The sequence below is a fragment of the Corynebacterium xerosis NBRC 16721 = ATCC 373 genome (assembly GCF_001552415.1).
Taxonomy (GTDB): domain Bacteria; phylum Actinomycetota; class Actinomycetes; order Mycobacteriales; family Mycobacteriaceae; genus Corynebacterium; species Corynebacterium xerosis.
Genome location: NZ_BCRD01000006.1, coordinates 113,565 through 129,322, shown reverse-complemented (window position 1 = coordinate 129,322; position 15,758 = coordinate 113,565). Strand labels below are relative to the sequence as shown.

General features: G+C 69.6%; 13 protein-coding genes. 9 read left to right on the top strand and 4 right to left on the bottom strand.

The genetic code is table 11. The features are described from left to right. Positions 1 to 617, bottom strand: a 617-nt coding sequence (locus CX1_RS10580; RefSeq protein WP_082719313.1) for an aldo/keto reductase, incomplete at its 3' end; no start/stop codon positions are given. A gap of 170 nt (positions 618 to 787) precedes the next feature. Here CX1_RS10580 and CX1_RS10575 point away from each other — a divergent pair. The 5 genes from CX1_RS10575 to CX1_RS10555 all read left to right on the top strand — a co-directional run bounded on the left by CX1_RS10575 (position 788) and on the right by CX1_RS10555 (position 8,262). Next, entirely contained in the window at positions 788 to 1,615 is an 828-nt protein-coding gene (locus CX1_RS10575; RefSeq protein WP_082719312.1) for an undecaprenyl-diphosphate phosphatase, read from the top strand. Positions 1,616 to 1,625: 10 nt separating this feature from the next. Beyond that, on the top strand, positions 1,626 to 2,882 hold the full coding sequence (gene mshC, locus CX1_RS10570; protein WP_060925645.1) for a cysteine--1-D-myo-inosityl 2-amino-2-deoxy-alpha-D-glucopyranoside ligase: 1,257 nt from the start codon (positions 1,626 to 1,628) through the stop codon (positions 2,880 to 2,882). Positions 2,883 to 2,955: 73 nt separating this feature from the next. Continuing rightward, positions 2,956 to 3,342: a hypothetical protein gene (locus CX1_RS10565; RefSeq protein ID WP_046651501.1), complete on the top strand. Its 387-nt coding sequence runs from the start codon at positions 2,956 to 2,958 to the stop codon at positions 3,340 to 3,342. Positions 3,343 to 3,453: 111 nt separating this feature from the next. Beyond that, complete coding sequence (gene metH, locus CX1_RS10560) at positions 3,454 to 7,098, top strand: methionine synthase (RefSeq protein ID WP_046651502.1); 3,645 nt, start codon at positions 3,454 to 3,456, stop codon at positions 7,096 to 7,098. 426 nt (positions 7,099 to 7,524) lie between these two features. Next, on the top strand, positions 7,525 to 8,262 hold the full coding sequence (locus CX1_RS10555) for a DUF2202 domain-containing protein (RefSeq protein ID WP_052753365.1): 738 nt from the start codon (positions 7,525 to 7,527) through the stop codon (positions 8,260 to 8,262). A gap of 92 nt (positions 8,263 to 8,354) precedes the next feature. Here the strand turns inward: CX1_RS10555 and CX1_RS10550 are convergent, their stop codons facing one another. Further along, positions 8,355 to 8,786 (bottom strand): hypothetical protein, encoded by a 432-nt coding sequence (locus CX1_RS10550; protein WP_046651503.1) that lies wholly within the window; start codon positions 8,784 to 8,786, stop codon positions 8,355 to 8,357. A gap of 119 nt (positions 8,787 to 8,905) precedes the next feature. Here CX1_RS10550 and CX1_RS10545 point away from each other — a divergent pair, with 119 nt between their 5' ends. Further along, positions 8,906 to 10,894, top strand: coding sequence for a heavy metal translocating P-type ATPase (locus tag CX1_RS10545; RefSeq protein ID WP_082719308.1), 1,989 nt, complete (start codon positions 8,906 to 8,908; stop codon positions 10,892 to 10,894). Positions 10,895 to 11,288: 394 nt separating this feature from the next. Here CX1_RS10545 and CX1_RS10540 read toward each other — a convergent pair whose 3' ends face one another. Then, the gene (locus CX1_RS10540; RefSeq protein ID WP_060925643.1) at positions 11,289 to 12,416 is read right to left on the bottom strand and encodes an App1 family protein phosphatidate phosphatase; all 1,128 of its coding nucleotides are present in this window, start codon (positions 12,414 to 12,416) and stop codon (positions 11,289 to 11,291) included. A 114-nt stretch (positions 12,417 to 12,530) separates the two neighbouring features. Continuing rightward, positions 12,531 to 13,520: a thioesterase family protein gene (locus CX1_RS10535; protein ID WP_244465576.1), complete on the bottom strand. Its 990-nt coding sequence runs from the start codon at positions 13,518 to 13,520 to the stop codon at positions 12,531 to 12,533. A 153-nt stretch (positions 13,521 to 13,673) separates the two neighbouring features. On the opposite strand from CX1_RS10535, the gene CX1_RS10530 reads away from it, so the two are divergent. Genes CX1_RS10530 through hisG form a run of 3 tightly spaced genes read left to right on the top strand, consistent with a single transcriptional unit; the run spans position 13,674 to position 15,566 of the window. Continuing rightward, positions 13,674 to 14,360: an HAD family hydrolase gene (locus CX1_RS10530; RefSeq protein ID WP_113570079.1), complete on the top strand. Its 687-nt coding sequence runs from the start codon at positions 13,674 to 13,676 to the stop codon at positions 14,358 to 14,360. 33 nt (positions 14,361 to 14,393) lie between these two features. Beyond that, positions 14,394 to 14,669: a phosphoribosyl-ATP diphosphatase gene (locus tag CX1_RS12700; protein WP_193600469.1), complete on the top strand. Its 276-nt coding sequence runs from the start codon at positions 14,394 to 14,396 to the stop codon at positions 14,667 to 14,669. A gap of 54 nt (positions 14,670 to 14,723) precedes the next feature. After that, on the top strand, positions 14,724 to 15,566 hold the full coding sequence (gene hisG / locus CX1_RS10520; protein WP_046651520.1) for an ATP phosphoribosyltransferase: 843 nt from the start codon (positions 14,724 to 14,726) through the stop codon (positions 15,564 to 15,566). Positions 15,567 to 15,758: the final 192 nt, after the last annotated feature.

Below are 15,758 nucleotides of genomic sequence, written 5' to 3'. Positions count from 1 at the left end.
AACGCGGCCCCGGCGATGAAGCCCACGCCAAGGTGCGCGGCGGCCGGCAGCAGTTCCTGTTCCGGGCCGCGCTGCAGAAGGCTCAGCTCGTGCTGGGCGACGACGGGCCGGAGGCGCCCGGCGGCCGAGTGCGTCACCGCCAGCTGCCAGCCCGTGTAGCCGCGCACGCCCGCGTACCGGACCCGCCCGGAACGCACGGCGAACTCGAGGGTGTCCGCGACCTCCTCCGGCGGCGTCGAGGCGTCCCAGTACCCGGCCGACCAGATGTCCACGTGATCGACGTGCAGGCGATCCAGCAACGCGTCGAGGTCGGCGATGAGCGCCCGGCGCGAACAATCCACCCGGCGGCCCACCGGCTGCCCGGGGTCGACGCCGGAGGCGGCCGACAACACGACGTCGCCGCGCATCCCCTTGCGCCGCAGCACCGACCCGAGCATGTCCTCGGGGGAGCCCGAACCGGTCACCGGGGTCGCGTCGACCAGGGTCCCGCCCGCGTCGACGAAATCCACCAGAATCTTCGCCGCCTCATCGCGGTCGGTTCCCGCACCCCACGTCGCGGTGCCCAGCCCGAGGGCGGACACCCTCAGCCCGCTGGCTCCAAGTAGTCGTCGTCGCACCCGCCCCACTCTACGTGCCCGGCATGCCCGACCCGGCACACCGAGCCGGGGGAGACGCGGACCGTCGTCACGCGGCGGTACCCCGATTCACGCGCAGGGGGAGTAGCCTGTCCGCCGTGACTTCTACCCCCGCCATCTTCGCGGCCGCCGAGTCGGCCGGGGCCACCGACATGACGTGGCTGCAGACCATCGTCCTGTCCATCGTCCAGGGCCTCACCGAATTCCTGCCGGTCAGCTCCTCCGGCCACCTGCGCATCGTGTCGGAACTGTTCTGGGGCGCCGACGCCGGCGCGTCGTTCACCGCCGTCATCCAGCTGGGCACGGAAGCCGCGGTGCTGGTGTTCTTCGCCAAGGACATCTGGCGGATCCTCACCGCGTGGTTCCGGGGGCTGTTCAACAAGGACGCCCGCGACTTCGACTACCGCATGGGCTGGATGGTCATCGTGGGCACGCTGCCCATCGCGATCATCGGGTTCTTCGGCAAGGACATCATCCGCGAGGGCCTGCGCAACCTGTGGATCACCGCAACCGTGCTGGTCCTGTTCTCCTTCGTGTTCATCGCGGCGGAGAAGTTCTCGCGGCGCGACCGCAGCTTCGACGAGCTGACCATGCGCGACGCGATCGTCATGGGCTTCGCGCAGTGCCTGGCGCTTATCCCCGGCGTGTCCCGCTCCGGCGGCACGATCTCGGCCGGCCTGTTCCTGAACCTCGACCGCGAGGTCGCCACGCGCTTCAGCTTCCTGCTGGCCATCCCGGCGGTCCTGGCGTCGGGCCTGTTCTCGCTTCCCGACGCCTTCGACCCGGCCGCCGGGCAGGCCGCGTCCGGTGCCCAGCTGCTGGTGGGCACGCTGGTCGCTTTCGTCGTCGGCTACGCCGCGATCGCCTGGCTGCTGAAGTTCGTGGCCAACCACTCCTTCGCCTGGTTCGCGGCGTACCGCATCCCGGTGGGCATCCTGGTGATGGTCCTGCTGGGAATCGGCGTCATGCAGCCGATGTAAGGTTTCCGGCATGCATTCGTGGCCCATCCCGACCGTCCCTTCCGTCGCGGGCGATCCCGTCCCGCTCCGCCTGCACGACACCGCCGATGAGGCGATCAGGCCGGTGCGGCCGCGCAAGACCGCAACGATGTACGTCTGCGGCATCACCCCGTACGACGCGACGCACCTGGGCCACGCGGCCACCTACCTGACCTTCGATCTGGCCTACCGCGTGCTGCTCGACAATGGCCACGAGGTCCACTACGTCCAGAACATCACCGACGTCGACGACCCGCTGTTCGAGCGCGCCGAGCGCGACGGCGTGGACTGGCGCGAGCTCGGCCAGTCGCAGATCGACCTGTTCCGCGACGACATGAAGAACCTGTCGGTGATCCCGCCGCGCGACTACATCGGCGCGATCGAGAGCGTCGGCGAGGTCGTGGAGATGGTCGGCCGCCTGCTGGAGTCGGGTGCCGCGTACCAGCTCGACGACGAATACGCGGACGTCTACTTCGACCGCAACGCCACCGCGGACTTCGGCTACGAGTCGAACTACGACGAGGCGACCATGGCGGAGCTGTTCGCCGAGCGCGGGGGAGACCCCGACCGCCCCGGCAAGCGCGATCCCCTCGACGCGCTGCTGTGGCGCGCCGAGCGCGACGGCGAGCCGGCGTGGGACGCCCCCTTCGGCCGCGGCCGCCCTGGCTGGCACATCGAGTGCTCGGCCATCGCCGTCAACCGCCTGGGCGTCGGCTTCGACATCCAGGGCGGCGGCAGCGATCTGGCGTTCCCGCACCACGAGTTCTCCGCCGCCCACGCCGAGGCCGCCACGGGGCACCCGCGCATGGCGAAGCACTACGTCCACTCCGGGATGATCGCGCTGGACGGCGTGAAGATGTCCAAGTCCCTGGGCAACCTGGTCTTCGTGTCCAAGCTCGTCGCCGCCGGCACCGATCCGTCGGCGATCCGCCTGGGCGTCTTCGCGGGGCACTACCGCTCGGACCGCGACTGGTCCGACGAGATCCTCGCCGCCGCCAATGAGCGCCTGGACCGGTGGCGCCGGGCCGCGGCCGCGGCTTCCAGCGACGTCACGGCGACCATCACCGCCGTCCGCGAGGCCCTGTCCGACGACCTGGACACCCCGCGCGCGCTGGCCGCCGTCGACGAGTGGGCGGACGCCGTCCTCGGCGGCCGCGAGTCCGTTGGCTCCGATGCCGCATCCGGCTTCACCGGCCCGGGCGCCGACATGGCCGTCGCCCTCGACGCCCTGCTGGGCGTCAAACTCTGAGCATCTGCCCCCGCACCCCACCCGCGCCGGCGCCCGCCCGGCGAAACGGCTTGCGCGCGGGCATGATTGGCGCATGATCCGCGACACGTTCCAGCCGGAACTCGACGAGTTCGCCGGCGACCTGGAGTCCTACGCCACCGGTTCCTACCTCTCGGAGGAGGACCGCGAGAATTGGTTCGAGCCCTTCGACGTCGCCGCGGTGGCGGAGGTGCGCGACGTCGTCGAGCGCTACTTCGACGCCCTCGACGCCCTGTCCGCCCAGCGCGAGCCGGCGTCGCAGGAGGCGCTGATGGCCGTCGTCGACCGCGTCACCGCCGACCTCAACGCCGTCAACGCCAACCACGACGACGCCGTGCTCGAACCCGAGGAGCGCGAGACGCTGGTGCCGCTGCTCATCCGCGCCGCCCGCGCCGCGGGCCTGGACGAGGGGCACGACGACCTCCCGGAGCGCGACTTCTAGTCCCACGGCACGAATCTGCTTGACGACGGACCGCGGGGAGATTGGCCGTCGTCAAGCATGGGTCCGACCCGACACCTGGTTGACGGGCACAACAGACTAAGGTGTCTACCCATGGTCGATCACGTGGATTCCCCGTTCCTCACCGCTCTGCGCGAGCGCGTGCTCATCGGCGACGGCGCCATGGGCACCCAGCTGCAATCGTTCGATCTCGACGTGGAGAAGGATTTCCTGGGCCTCGAGGGCTGCAACGAGATCCTCAACGACACCCGACCGGACATCCTCGAGACGATCCACCGCCGCTACTTCGAGGCCGGCGCCGATCTGGTCGAGACCAACACCTTCGGCTGCAACCTGCCGAACCTGGCGGACTACGACATCGAGGACCGCATCCGCGAGCTCGCGGAGAAGGGCACGGCCATCGCCCGCCGCGTCGCCGACGAGATGGGCCCCGGCCGCGACGGCATGCCGCGTTTCGTCGCCGGCTCCATCGGCCCCGGCACGAAGCTGCCGAGCCTCGGCCACGCCCCCTACGCCACGCTGCGCGACGCCTACGTCGAGTGCGGCCTGGGCATGCTCGACGGCGGCGCCGACTGCTTCCTCATCGAAACCGCGCAGGACCTGCTGCAGGTCCGCGCCGCTGTCAACGGCGTCAAGGAGGCCATGCGGCAGCTGGGCAAGCGCATCCCGATCATCGTCCACGTCACCGTGGAGACCACCGGCACCATGCTGATGGGCTCCGAGATCGGCGCGGCGCTGACCGCGCTGGAGCCGCTGGGCATCGACATGATCGGCCTGAACTGCGCCACCGGCCCGGACGAGATGAGCGAGCACCTGCGCTACCTGTCCAAGAACGCGCGCATCCCCGTCTCCGTCATGCCCAACGCCGGCCTGCCCGTGCTGGGCAAGAACGGCGCGACCTACCCGCTGACGGCTCCCGACCTGGCCACCGCGCTGCGCGGCTTCGTCGAGGATTACGGCCTGTCCATGGTCGGCGGCTGCTGCGGCACCACGCCGGAGCACATTTCCGCCGTGCGCGACGCCGTCATCGGCGAAGGCGACTGGGCCGACCGCGGCCCCGCGACCCGCGCCGAGCGCGACCCCGACCGCACCGACGACGTCGCCTCGCTGTACTCGACCATGCCGCTGACGCAGGACATCGGCATCACCATGATCGGCGAGCGCACCAACGCCAACGGCTCGAAGGCGTTCCGCGAGGCCATGCTCGCCGCCGACTGGGAGAAGTGCCTGAACATCGCCCGCGGCCAGGTCACCGACGGCTCCCACATGATCGACCTGTGCGTCGACTACGTCGGCCGCGACGGCCGCGAGGACATGGCCACGCTGGCCGCCCAGATCGCCACGTCGGTGACGCTGCCGGTCATGCTCGACTCCACCGAGCCCGACGTCCTGCGCGTCGGCCTGGAGCACCTCGGCGGCCGCAGCGCCCTGAACTCGGTGAACTTCGAGGACGGCGACGGCCCGGGCTCGCGCTACCACCGCATCATGGAGCTGGCCGTCGAGCACGGCGCCACCGTCGTCGCGCTGGCCATCGACGAGGACGGCCAGGCCCGCACCCGCGAGAAGAAGGTCGAGATCGCCGAGCGGCTCATCGCCGACATCACCGGCACGTGGGGCCTGCGCGAGCAGGACATCATCGTCGACTGCCTGACGTTCCCCATCTCCACCGGCCAGGAGGAGACCCGCCGCGACGGCATCGAGACCATCGAGGCCATCCGCGAGCTGAAGAAGCGCCACCCGGAGGTCCACACGACCCTGGGCCTGTCGAACATCTCCTTCGGCCTGAACCCCGCCGCCCGCCAGGTGCTCAACTCGGTGTTCCTCAACGAGTGCATCGAGGCCGGCCTGGATTCGGCGATCGCGCACAGTTCGAAGATCCTGCCCATGAACCGCATCGACGAGCGCCAGCGCGAAGTCGCCCTGGACATGGTCTACGACCGCCGCCGCGGCGACGACCACCCGGACGGGGCCTACGACCCGCTGCAGACCTTCATGGAGCTTTTCGACGGCGTGTCCGCCGCCGACGCCAAGGACGCCCGCGCCGAGAAACTGGCCGCGCTGCCGCTGTTCGATCGTCTGGCGCAGCGCATCATCGACGGTGAGCGCACCGGCATCGAGACCGACCTCGACGCGGGCATGAAGGAGAAGGACCCGCTGGCGATCGTCAACGAGGATCTGCTGCGCGGCATGCAGACCGTCGGCGAGCTGTTCGGTTCCGGCCAGATGCAGCTGCCGTTCGTGCTGCAGTCGGCGGAGACGATGAAGACGGCCGTGGCCTATCTCGAGGGCTTCATGGACGCGGAGGATTCCACCGGGTCGAAGGGCACGATGGTCATCGGCACGGTCAAGGGCGACGTCCACGACATCGGCAAGAACCTGGTCGAGATCATCCTGTCCAACAACGGCTACAACGTGGTCAACATCGGCATTAAGCAGCCGATCGCGAACTTCCTGTCCGCCGCCCAGGAGTCGGATGCCGACGTCATCGGCATGTCCGGCCTGCTGGTGAAGTCGACCGTGGTGATGAAGGACAACCTGGAGGAGCTCAACTCCTCCGGCGTGGCCGAGAGGTTCCCGGTCCTGCTCGGCGGCGCGGCGCTGACCCGCACGTACGTCGAAAACGACCTCGACGAGGTTTACCAGGGCGACGTCCACTACGCCCGCGACGCGTTCGAGGGCCTGCGTCTGATGGACGAGATCATGGCCGCCAAGCGCGGCACCGGCCCGGCCCCGGATTCCCCGGAGGCCATCGCCGCCGCCGAGGCCAAGGCCAAGCGCAAGGAGCGCCACGAGCGGTCCAAGCGCATCGCCGCGGAGCGCGCCGCCAAGGCCGCGGAAGAGGCGGTCGAGCTGCCGGAGCGTTCGGACGTCGCCGAGGACGTGCCGGTGGCGACGCCTCCGTTCTGGGGCACGCGGATCATCAAGGGCGTGCAGCTCGACGACTACCTGACCACCCTGGACGAACGGGCGTTGTTCATGGGCCAGTGGGGCCTGCGCGGCACCCGGGGCGAGGAGGGCCCGTCGTACGAGGAGCTCGTGGAAACCGAGGGCCGCCCGCGCCTGCGCGCGTGGCTGCAGCGCCTGCGCGCCAAGCACATCCTGCAGCACGCCGCCGTGGTCTACGGCTACTTCCCGGCGGTGTCGGAGGGGGAGAAGGTGCACATCCTGCCCCTTCCGGCCGACGGCGAGCAGCCGGACCCGGCCGCCGAACCGGTGGTGACCTTCGAGTTCCCGCGCCAGAAGCGCGGCCGCTTCCTGGCCATCCCGGACTTCATCCGCTCCCGCGAGCGGGCGATCGAGGCCGGCCAGGTCGACGTCATGCCGTTCCAGCTGGTCACCATGGGCCAGCCGATCGCGGACTTCGCCAACGAGATCTACGCCGCCAACGAGTACCGCGATTACCTCGAGGTCCACGGCATCGGCGTGCAGCTCACCGAGGCGCTGGCCGAGTTCTGGCACCAGCGCATCCGCTCGGAGCTGGCTTTCTCCGACGGCACCACCGCCGGCAGCGACGACTCCGACGACACCCGCGACTTCTTCGACCTGAAATACCGCGGCGCCCGCTACTCCTTCGGCTACGGCTCGTGCCCCGACCTGGAGTCGCGCCGCGGCCTGGTGGAGCTGCTGCAGCCGGAGCGCATCGGCGTCGAACTGTCCGAGGAACTGCAGCTGCACCCGGAGCAGTCGACCGACGCGTTCGTGCTGTACCACCCGGAGGCGAAGTACTTCAACGTGTAGCGGTGGGACGGCGCGCCGGCGCCTGATGCGCGCGGTGCGCCGCTTTCGCTTAACGACGAGGGGGCCGCGGCACCACCCCCGCGAATTCAACATTCGCGTCAACGATCCGCAACGAAAACGCCCCGAATCCACGCTGGTTCGGGGCTTTTCTGTTGCAAAACGTCGACATGAATGTTGAATTCTTCGCCCGGCCGAAAGGCAACGGCCGGGGCGGCCGGACACTTCCCGCCGGATACCCCGAGAAGACCCACCCGCCGGATAGCCCGAGAAGGCCCACCCGCTGGGAAGCCCGTGAAGGCCTACCCGCCGGATACCCCGAGAAGGCTTACCCACCGGATACCCCGAGGCGTATTGTCGGTGCCAGGAGGCCCGCTGGTCATCGGCTTCCGGACGGCGTCGCCGCCACCGGGCCCGGAAGGGACAACCATGACCACGTCATCGCGGCCGAACCGCAACCGGGCCGCCCGGACGCTCTCCGCAGGGGCCGCCGCGCTCATCGTCGCCGCGACACTCGGTGCCTGCGCCGCCGACGGCACCACGGACGCAGAAGACCCCACCGGCACCTCTGCCACCACGGCCACCACCACGGACACCGCGACCACCAATAACAACGGGCAGCCGGGGAACGGGGCGGATGCGGGGGAGGAGGCGTCGGAAAGCGAGGCGGCGCCGGGCGACGTCGACCAGCAGACCCTCAACGACATCAGCTACTCCTTCGAGGAGGAGCGGATGGCCCGCGACCTGTACACCGCGCTCGACGAGGCGTGGGGCACACGGCAATTCGCCCAAATCGCCGAGGCCGAGCAGCGGCACATGGACGCACTGACCGGGCAGATGGACCGCCTCGGCATGATGCGTGCCGCCGTCGTGCCCGAACCGGGCGTGTACACCATCGACGAGATTCAAGCGCTTTACGACGGGTGGCTCGGCCGGGGATTGACCTCGGAACGCGAGGCCCTGGTCGTGGGCATTGAACTGGAGGAACGCGACATCGCCGACCTCGAGGACATCATCGCGCGGACGGAGGACCCGGAGCTCGTCGAGACGTACGAGTACCTGCTGTCCGGGGCGCGGAACCATCTCGAGGCGTTCCAGACCGGACTCGAGAGCCTCGACGGCCGGGGCGGCGGCCGGGGCGGCGGAGATGCGCCCGGACGGAATTAGCGGGTCGGGCGGCGGAGCAGGCCGAGGAGGAACGGAGGTGCGCCCGGACGGAATTAGCGGGCCGGGTTAGCGGGCCGGGTTAGTGGGCGGGGCTAGAAGTCCGGGGCGACGAGAACTTCGCCGTCGAAGTGCTCCGCCCACTGTTCGCACAGCTCAACGGAGGTGCAGTCCACGGCCCAGGCGTCGCCCTTGAGGACCGCCGGCGTGTTCACGTCGTACTCCGGCTGCTCGCGCAGGGCGTTGATGGGGTCGACGTTCGACTCCTCGGAATCGAACATGCGCATCGAGGCGGTGCCGTCCTCCTGGAAACAATCGGCGAAGCTGATGATGCCGAACTCCGACTGGATCTCGGCCGTTTCCTCGCCCTCGCCGATGCGGTGCACCTGCTCGCACACGATGCCGGATTCCTCGACCTCGGCGAGCCACTCGTCCATGTCCTCGAATTCACCGCCGCCGGCCCCGCAGGCGGTCAGCAGCAGGGCGGTGGCGGTTGCGGCGACTCCGGTGAAAATCGTTTTCCTCATGAATTAATCGTCGCAATGGGGACCGGAATGGCGACCGTCGGAAAGGCGATGAATGCAAAGCCACACCACTCCCGAATAGCCAGGTAAGCCAGACCAACATAAATGCACCTAGTGCAAACTTGCTGGTAAACGTAATTTTTCCGGGCCACAATGGAATCATGGGTACGGCATTGGACACGACGAAGGCGCCCGTCGGCGAACCCACGGGCTCACCTACCGCAGCGCAGGCATTGCGCGGGTTCGCATCCTCGCGCGATGGCGTCCTGGCCATTGCCACGCTGGTGGCCATTGCGCTGCACCTGATCCTCAAATTCGGCTTCGGGCTGGACAGTTGGGCGGCGGACTGGCCGCTGGTGGCCATCGTCGTCGTCGGCGGCGTCCCCCTGACCATCGACGTGGTCAAGGGCGCCATCAAGGCCCGCGGCGGCGCGGACATGCTCGCGGCGATTTCCATCATCACCGCCGTGATCATGGGGGAATGGCTGGTCGCGGCGATTATCGTGCTGATGCTGTCCGGCGGCGAGGCCCTCGAGGCGGCGGCGTCGAAACGCGCGTCGGCGACCCTCGACGCCCTGGCCCGCCGCAGCCCGTCGGTGGCCCACCGCCTGCGCGGGGACAGCATCGCCGACGGCGTCGACGACATCCACGCCGACGAAGTCAACGTCGGCGACCTGCTGATGGTGCTGCCGCACGAACTGTGCCCGGTCGACGGCGAGGTCGTCGACGGCCACGGCGCGATGGACGAGTCCTACCTCACCGGCGAGCCGTACGTGGTGCCCAAGCGGAAGGGCTCCGCCGTCATTTCCGGTGCCGTCAACGGCGAATCGGCGCTGACCGTCCGCGCCGACAAGCGCGCCGTCGACTCCCGCTACGCCAAAATCGTCGGCGTGCTCCGCGAAGCCGAGGACAACCGCCCGCCGATGCGCCGCATGGCAGACCGCCTCGGCGGCTGGTACACGGTCATCGCGGTGGCGCTGGGCATCGTCGGCTGGCTCATTTCCGGTGACCCGTCGCGCTTCCTGGCGGTCGTGGTCATCGCGACCCCGTGCCCGCTGCTCATCGGCGTGCCGGTGGCCATCATCGGCGCGATTTCCCTGTCGGCGAAGCGCGGCATCATCGTGAAGAACCCGGCGATGCTGGAGGACGTCGGCCGCGTCAAGACCGTCATGTTCGACAAGACCGGCACGCTGACCTACGGCCGGCCGGTGGTCACGGACATTTCCGCGGCGCCCGGCATCGACGCCGACGAGCTGCTGGCGAAGGCCGCCGCCGTCGAGGTCTACTCGAAGCACCCGCTGGCCACCGCCATCGTGGAGGCCGCGAAGGACCGCGGCCTCGAGCTGCCGCCGGTCGATTCGGTGTCGGAGCGCCCGGGCCAGGGCCTCGTCGGCGTCGTCGACGGCGTCGAGCTGCGCCTCACCAACCGCAAGGGCCTCGCCGAGATTGACCCCGACTCGGTGCCGCTGCTCCCGCCGCGCGAGGTGGGCATGGAGTCCGTGCTGTTGCTTGACGACGCCTACGCCGCCACCGTCGCCTTCCGCGACGAACCGCGCGGCTCGGCGTCCGAATTCGTGGCGCACCTGCCGAAGAAGCACGGGGTGACGGAGATGATGATCATCTCCGGCGACCGCGAGGAGGAGGTCCGCCGCCTGGCGGACAAGGTCGGCATCGAGGAGGTCCACGGCGGCGTCAGCCCCGAGGGCAAGCTGGAGATCGTGCGCCGCAAGACCGCGGAGGGACCGACGTTGTTCCTCGGCGACGGCATCAACGATGCGCCGGCGATGACGGCCGCGTCGGCGGGCATCGCCTTCGGCGCGACCTCGGACGTCACCGCCGAGGCCGCCGACGCGGTGGTGCTGGATTCCTCCCTGGAGCGTCTCGACGACCTGATGCACATCGGCGCCCGCATGCGCCGCATCGCCCTGCAGTCGGTGCTCGGAGGCATGGGCCTGTCCATCCTGGGCATGATTCTGGCAGTGTTCGGCCTGCTCACGCCGCTGATGGGTGCGATTGCGCAGGAGGTCATCGACATCCTCGCCATCCTCAACGCCGCCCGCGTGGCCATGGTCCGCGGCGAGCTCAGCGACTTCGACGACGCGGGGGAGTAGCCGCGGGACGGCGCGTGCGCCCGCTTCTCGTTCCCGTCCTCTGCGCCGCCCTCGCGCCCGCCCCTCGTGCGCATCCTCTCCGCCGCCCCACCCCGCCCCTCGTGCCCGTTCTCTGCGCCGCCCCGTTCGCGTTCTTTTCCAACGCGACGGGGCTACGTCCGCTGGAACCGGCCGGTGTGCTGAGGCTGCATCGTCGGAAAGCGGGCCAATGAACGCCGCAGGGCTACGTCGGCGAGCGAGGCGATGCGCGGACACGCGGCGTTAGTGCATCTGGATACACCGACCCGAATTCGCACCCGCAAACGTGCAGGTGGTCAGATCTGCTACTCGCCGCGGTGTATCGAAATGCACTAACTCTTCTCGCTTGCCGACGCCGATGGCCTCCCGGTCCGACTTAGCCTTCGTTGGCGCTGGTGTCCTCGCCGGCCACGCCGCCGGCCGCGCCAGCCGCACCACCCGCACCCTCATCCTCACCCTCGAGCACGGGCAGCGGGTTCTCGCGGTAGTTCTCCAGGAGTTCGTGACCGTCGGCGCCGAGGATGACGGGCACGCCCATGCGGCCCTCGGGGTCGATGGTCGCGCGGGCGGTGGCGGTGCCGTGCGACAGCACGTGCTCGCCGGGGGAGAGCTGGCGGATTGCGACGCCGGCGATGCGGTCGGGATGCTCGAACACCGCGTCGCCGTAAATCAGTGGGTCGTGCTGGCCGTCGTCGCCGACCAGGATCCACGTGATGTCGGGGAAGTCGATGAAGAGGTTCCGCAGCTGGACCTTCTTGTGCTCCGGGCCGGAGCGGAACAATCCGGTGGGGGTGGGGCCCCAGTCGGTGAGCAGCATCGGCCCGTCGGGAAGCGAATGCGTGGCCATGAAGGCCTCGAGCGTTTCGAAGGTGTTCCAGGCGCCGGTGGACAGGTACACGACGGGGGCGCCGGGGTGGTTGCGCAGGAGTTCACGGTAGAACTCGGCCATGCCGGGCACGGGCTTGCGGGTGTTGGTGTGGCGCACCCACGAGTTCCAGGCGGCGAGCATGGCGCGGGGGAGCCAGGTGACCATGACGGTGTCGTCGATGTCGGACACCAGGCCGATGCGGGTGGACGGGCCGACGATGAGGACGCGCGCCTGCACGGCGTCGGCGCCCTCCGCCTCGATGGTGACCTCGTTCCAGCCGGGCAGCAGGCCGTGGTCGGCGACGAGGACGTCGATGTAGCCGTTGTCGTTGGTGCGCGATTCGACGACGCGGTCGCCGACGCGGACAGTCACGGGGTGGTCGCCGACCTGCGTCGTGATGAACTGCCGCCACCCGCGCTGCGCTTCCTCCTGGAGCGTGCCAGGGGCGTCGGCGGCGGTGTCGGCGGCGTCGTCGGGGTCCTGCATGAGCACGCGCCCCAGCACGTGCACCCGGTCGACGGAGCCGTACCCCGAGAAGCCGGTGATGGCCGGCCGCCACCCTTTGGCGGTTTTCCGCTCGCGCCCCACCTTGTTGATGGTGCGTTCGGCTTTGCGGACGAAATCGGAGAGGCCCATGCGCTCAGGCTACCGCCGGTTCGTGGCCGTCACCGGGTGGCGCGTTGGTTGCTTGCCGACGCGCCGCTCCCGCATCCCGCCGCACCGCCGCTTCCTCGTCCGCCGCCACTTCGCCTACGTCGCCTGCGGCCGAACCAGCAGCGTCTGCATGGACCGGCCCACCGGCCCGCGCCGGTCGTACAGATACGCCGCGGTCATGCCGATGCCGTCGGGCCCGATGGAGGCCTTGGCGGAGATGCCGATCCACTCGCCCTCCGGTTCGCGGTGCAGGTGGACGACCAGGTCGGTGTTCATGAACATCCACTTGCGCGGGTCCAGCGAGGCGCCGACGCCGTTGGCCACGTCGACCATGCTCATCAGGTACTCCACGCCGTCGGTCTCGATGCCGGCGACGATGGGCTTGTCGGTGCGCACCCAGTGGATGCGGTGGTGACTCTCCGGCTCGTCGGGGTCGGGCATGTTGAGGATGTCGATGGAGTCGATGTAGCCGCAGTCCCAGTCCTCGTAGAGGGGGCCGCCATCGCCGGCTTCCTCGGGCCCGGGGATGGGGCGGGCGAAGGACTTCTCCACCTCGGTCGTCTCCAGCACGGCCATGCGCCACGCCGACGCGGAAGCCACGGCGCGCCACTTGCCGTTGCGGTCCTCGGCGAGCAGCTCGGCCTCGACCTTGAGGATCTGCCTGCCCGGCCGCGTGATCCGCGCGCGGGTGCGCATCTCGGTGTACGGCACGGCGCCGAGCAGGTCGACGGCGACGCGGGTGGTGCGCATGCCGTCGGGAAGCCCGGGGCAGTGCTGCAACGCGTGCGTGAGGATCGCCGCCGGGGGAGCGCCGTGCTGGAACGCGCCCCACGGGCCCCACGTGTGCAGGGTCGGGCGGTAACGCTCGATGACCTCGCCGGCGGGCAGCCCCATTTCCTCGGGGTCGGCCTGGCCGAGGTGCTCGAAGTAGGCGTCGATTTCGGTGGCGGGATCGAGGCCCATCTGCTTGATGCGGTCGGCTTTGGTGGGGTCGCCGAGGGCATTGGCCTTCGACGGGCGGGTGGCATGGGTGTCCTGCTTGACGACGCCGACGTTGGCGTCCGAGGTGGCGCTGCGATTCTCCATGCCGAGACGCTAACAGTTAATCGTGGCTAACGTGATGCGCGACACACTTTCGGGGGGCGAATCGTCGCAAAGCATGTCCCGCAGCCGAGCCGGCAACCGAACGGGCGCACCGCCACCCGGCACCATCCGCCCACCCCGGCTACCGTGGCGGGGGTGCGAGCGATTCTCTGGGACATGGACGGCAGCCTCATCGATACGGAGCCCCTCTGGGAGGTGGCCACGTACGACGTCTCCGAACGGCTGGGCAAGCGCCTGACGCCGGAGCTGCGGGCGAAGTGCATCGGCAACACGCTGCCGGACACCATCACCATCTGCGCGAACCACGCCGGCGTCGTGCCGACCGAGGAGCTCATCGTCCGCGAGTCGGAGTTCATGGAGTCGCGGGTGGCGCAGCTCATCGCCGAGCGCGGCATCGAATGGCGCCCGGGAGTGCGATCCATCATCGAGCAGGCCCACGACGCCGACGTGCCCGTGGTGCTGGTGACCAACACCCGCCGCCGCGTGGCCGACTACTGCATCGACGCGATGGGACGCGACGCCTTCACCGCCACCGTCTGCGGCGACGAGGTGCCCGCCGGCAAGCCCGCCCCTGACCCGTACCTGCGCGGCGCCGAAATCGCCGGCGTCGACCCGGACGACTGCCTGGCCCTGGAGGATTCCGTCACCGGCGTGCGCTCCGCAATCGCCGCCGCCTGCCGCGTCCTGTGGGCGCCCATGCCGCAGGCCGCGCCGCCCGCCGAGGCGATCGCCGAGTTCGCGCCCCCGGCCGAACATCTCGACGGCGACCTCGGCGGCTGGTCCCTCGACGACCTCCGGGCAGTCCACGCCCGACTGGGGTGACCCCTCCCGTCGCAACGCAACGACCCGCGTGGAATGATGGTGCGCGTGAAAAACTTCGATGACCTCTTCGCGGAACTGATGGACAAGGCGGCCAACCGCCCCGAGGGTTCGGGCACCGTCAAGGCGCTCGACGCCGGCGTGCATTTCCAGGGCAAGAAGATCGTGGAAGAGGCCGCCGAAGTCTGGATGGCCGCGGAGTACCAGTCCGATGAAGAGCTGGCCGAGGAAATCTCGCAGCTGATGTACTGGACCCAGGTCGTCATGGTGCAGCGCGGGCTGACGCCGGAAGACGTCTACAAGCACCTGTGAGGCGCCCCGCCGCCCCGCCCGCACCGAACAACTAGGAGCAACATCGTGACCACGCTGCGCGTCGCAGTGCCCAACAAGGGTTCCCTGTCCGAGGCCGCCACCGAGATCCTCGAGGAAGCCGGGTACCCGGGCCGCGGGGAGTCGAAGTCCCTGTCGGTGGCCGACAAGGTCAACGGCATCGAGTTCTACTTCCTGCGCCCCAAGGACATCCCCGTCTACGTGGGCAACGGCCACCTGGACCTGGGCATCACCGGCCGCGACCTCGCCGCCGATTCGCTGGCGCCGGTCGACGAGGTGCTCACCCTCGGCTTCGGCGCGTCGACGTTCCGCTACGCGGCGCCGGCCAACGAGGAGTGGGGCGTGGAGGACCTGGCGGGCAAGCGCATCGCCACGTCCTACCCGAACCTGGTGCGCGAGGACCTCAAGGCCCGCGGCATGGACGCCGAGGTCATCCGCCTGGACGGCGCGGTGGAGATCGCCATTCGCCTGGGCGTGGCCGACGCCATCGCCGACGTCGTCTCCACCGGCCGCACGCTGCGCAAGCAGGGGCTGGCCGTCTTCGGCGACTCGCTGTGCGATTCCGAGGCCGTCGTCGTCGGCCGCCGCGGCACCGGCGTCACCGAGGCCCAGCGCGTGTTCCTTCGCCGCCTGACCGGCATCCTGCACGCGAAGAACTACATGATGCTCGACTACAACATCAACGCCGCCAAGGTCGACGAGGCCTCCCGCATCACCCCGGGCCTGTCCGGCCCGACGGTGTCGCCGCTGGCCAACGAGGACTGGGTCGCCGTGCGCGCCATGGTTCCCCGCGACCGCGCGAACCCGATCATGGACGAGCTCGCCGGCCTGGGTGCCGAGGCCATCTTGGCCTCCGACATCCGCATCGCGCGCATCTAGGGACCGCTTCACGAAGACCGGCGCCCGGCCGAACCAACCGGCACGCCGCACACGGCGCACCCGCTGCATGGCGGGTGCGCCGTCGTCGTCAAGCAAGCGCCCCCGCGAACCCATCACCGAGGGCCGCTTGATCGTGCGAACCGATCAAGCCCATGGAGCATGGTTACTCGCGTCACTTTATCGATCCGACCT

Excerpts from the sequence above, each read along its gene's own strand:
- CX1_RS10575 (WP_082719312.1), top strand. The coding sequence starts at position 788 with ATGACGTGGCTGCAGACCATCGTCCTGTCCATCGTCCAGGGCCTCACC.
- mshC (WP_060925645.1), top strand. The coding sequence starts at position 1,626 with ATGCATTCGTGGCCCATCCCGACCGTCCCTTCCGTCGCGGGCGATCCC.
- CX1_RS10565 (WP_046651501.1), top strand. The coding sequence starts at position 2,956 with ATGATCCGCGACACGTTCCAGCCGGAACTCGACGAGTTCGCCGGCGAC.
- metH (WP_046651502.1), top strand. The coding sequence starts at position 3,454 with ATGGTCGATCACGTGGATTCCCCGTTCCTCACCGCTCTGCGCGAGCGC.
- CX1_RS10555 (WP_052753365.1), top strand. The coding sequence starts at position 7,525 with ATGACCACGTCATCGCGGCCGAACCGCAACCGGGCCGCCCGGACGCTC.
- CX1_RS10550 (WP_046651503.1), bottom strand. The coding sequence starts at position 8,786 with ATGAGGAAAACGATTTTCACCGGAGTCGCCGCAACCGCCACCGCCCTG.
- CX1_RS10540 (WP_060925643.1), bottom strand. The coding sequence starts at position 12,416 with ATGGGCCTCTCCGATTTCGTCCGCAAAGCCGAACGCACCATCAACAAG.
- CX1_RS10535 (WP_244465576.1), bottom strand. The coding sequence starts at position 13,520 with ATGGAGAATCGCAGCGCCACCTCGGACGCCAACGTCGGCGTCGTCAAG.
- CX1_RS12700 (WP_193600469.1), top strand. The coding sequence starts at position 14,394 with ATGATGGTGCGCGTGAAAAACTTCGATGACCTCTTCGCGGAACTGATG.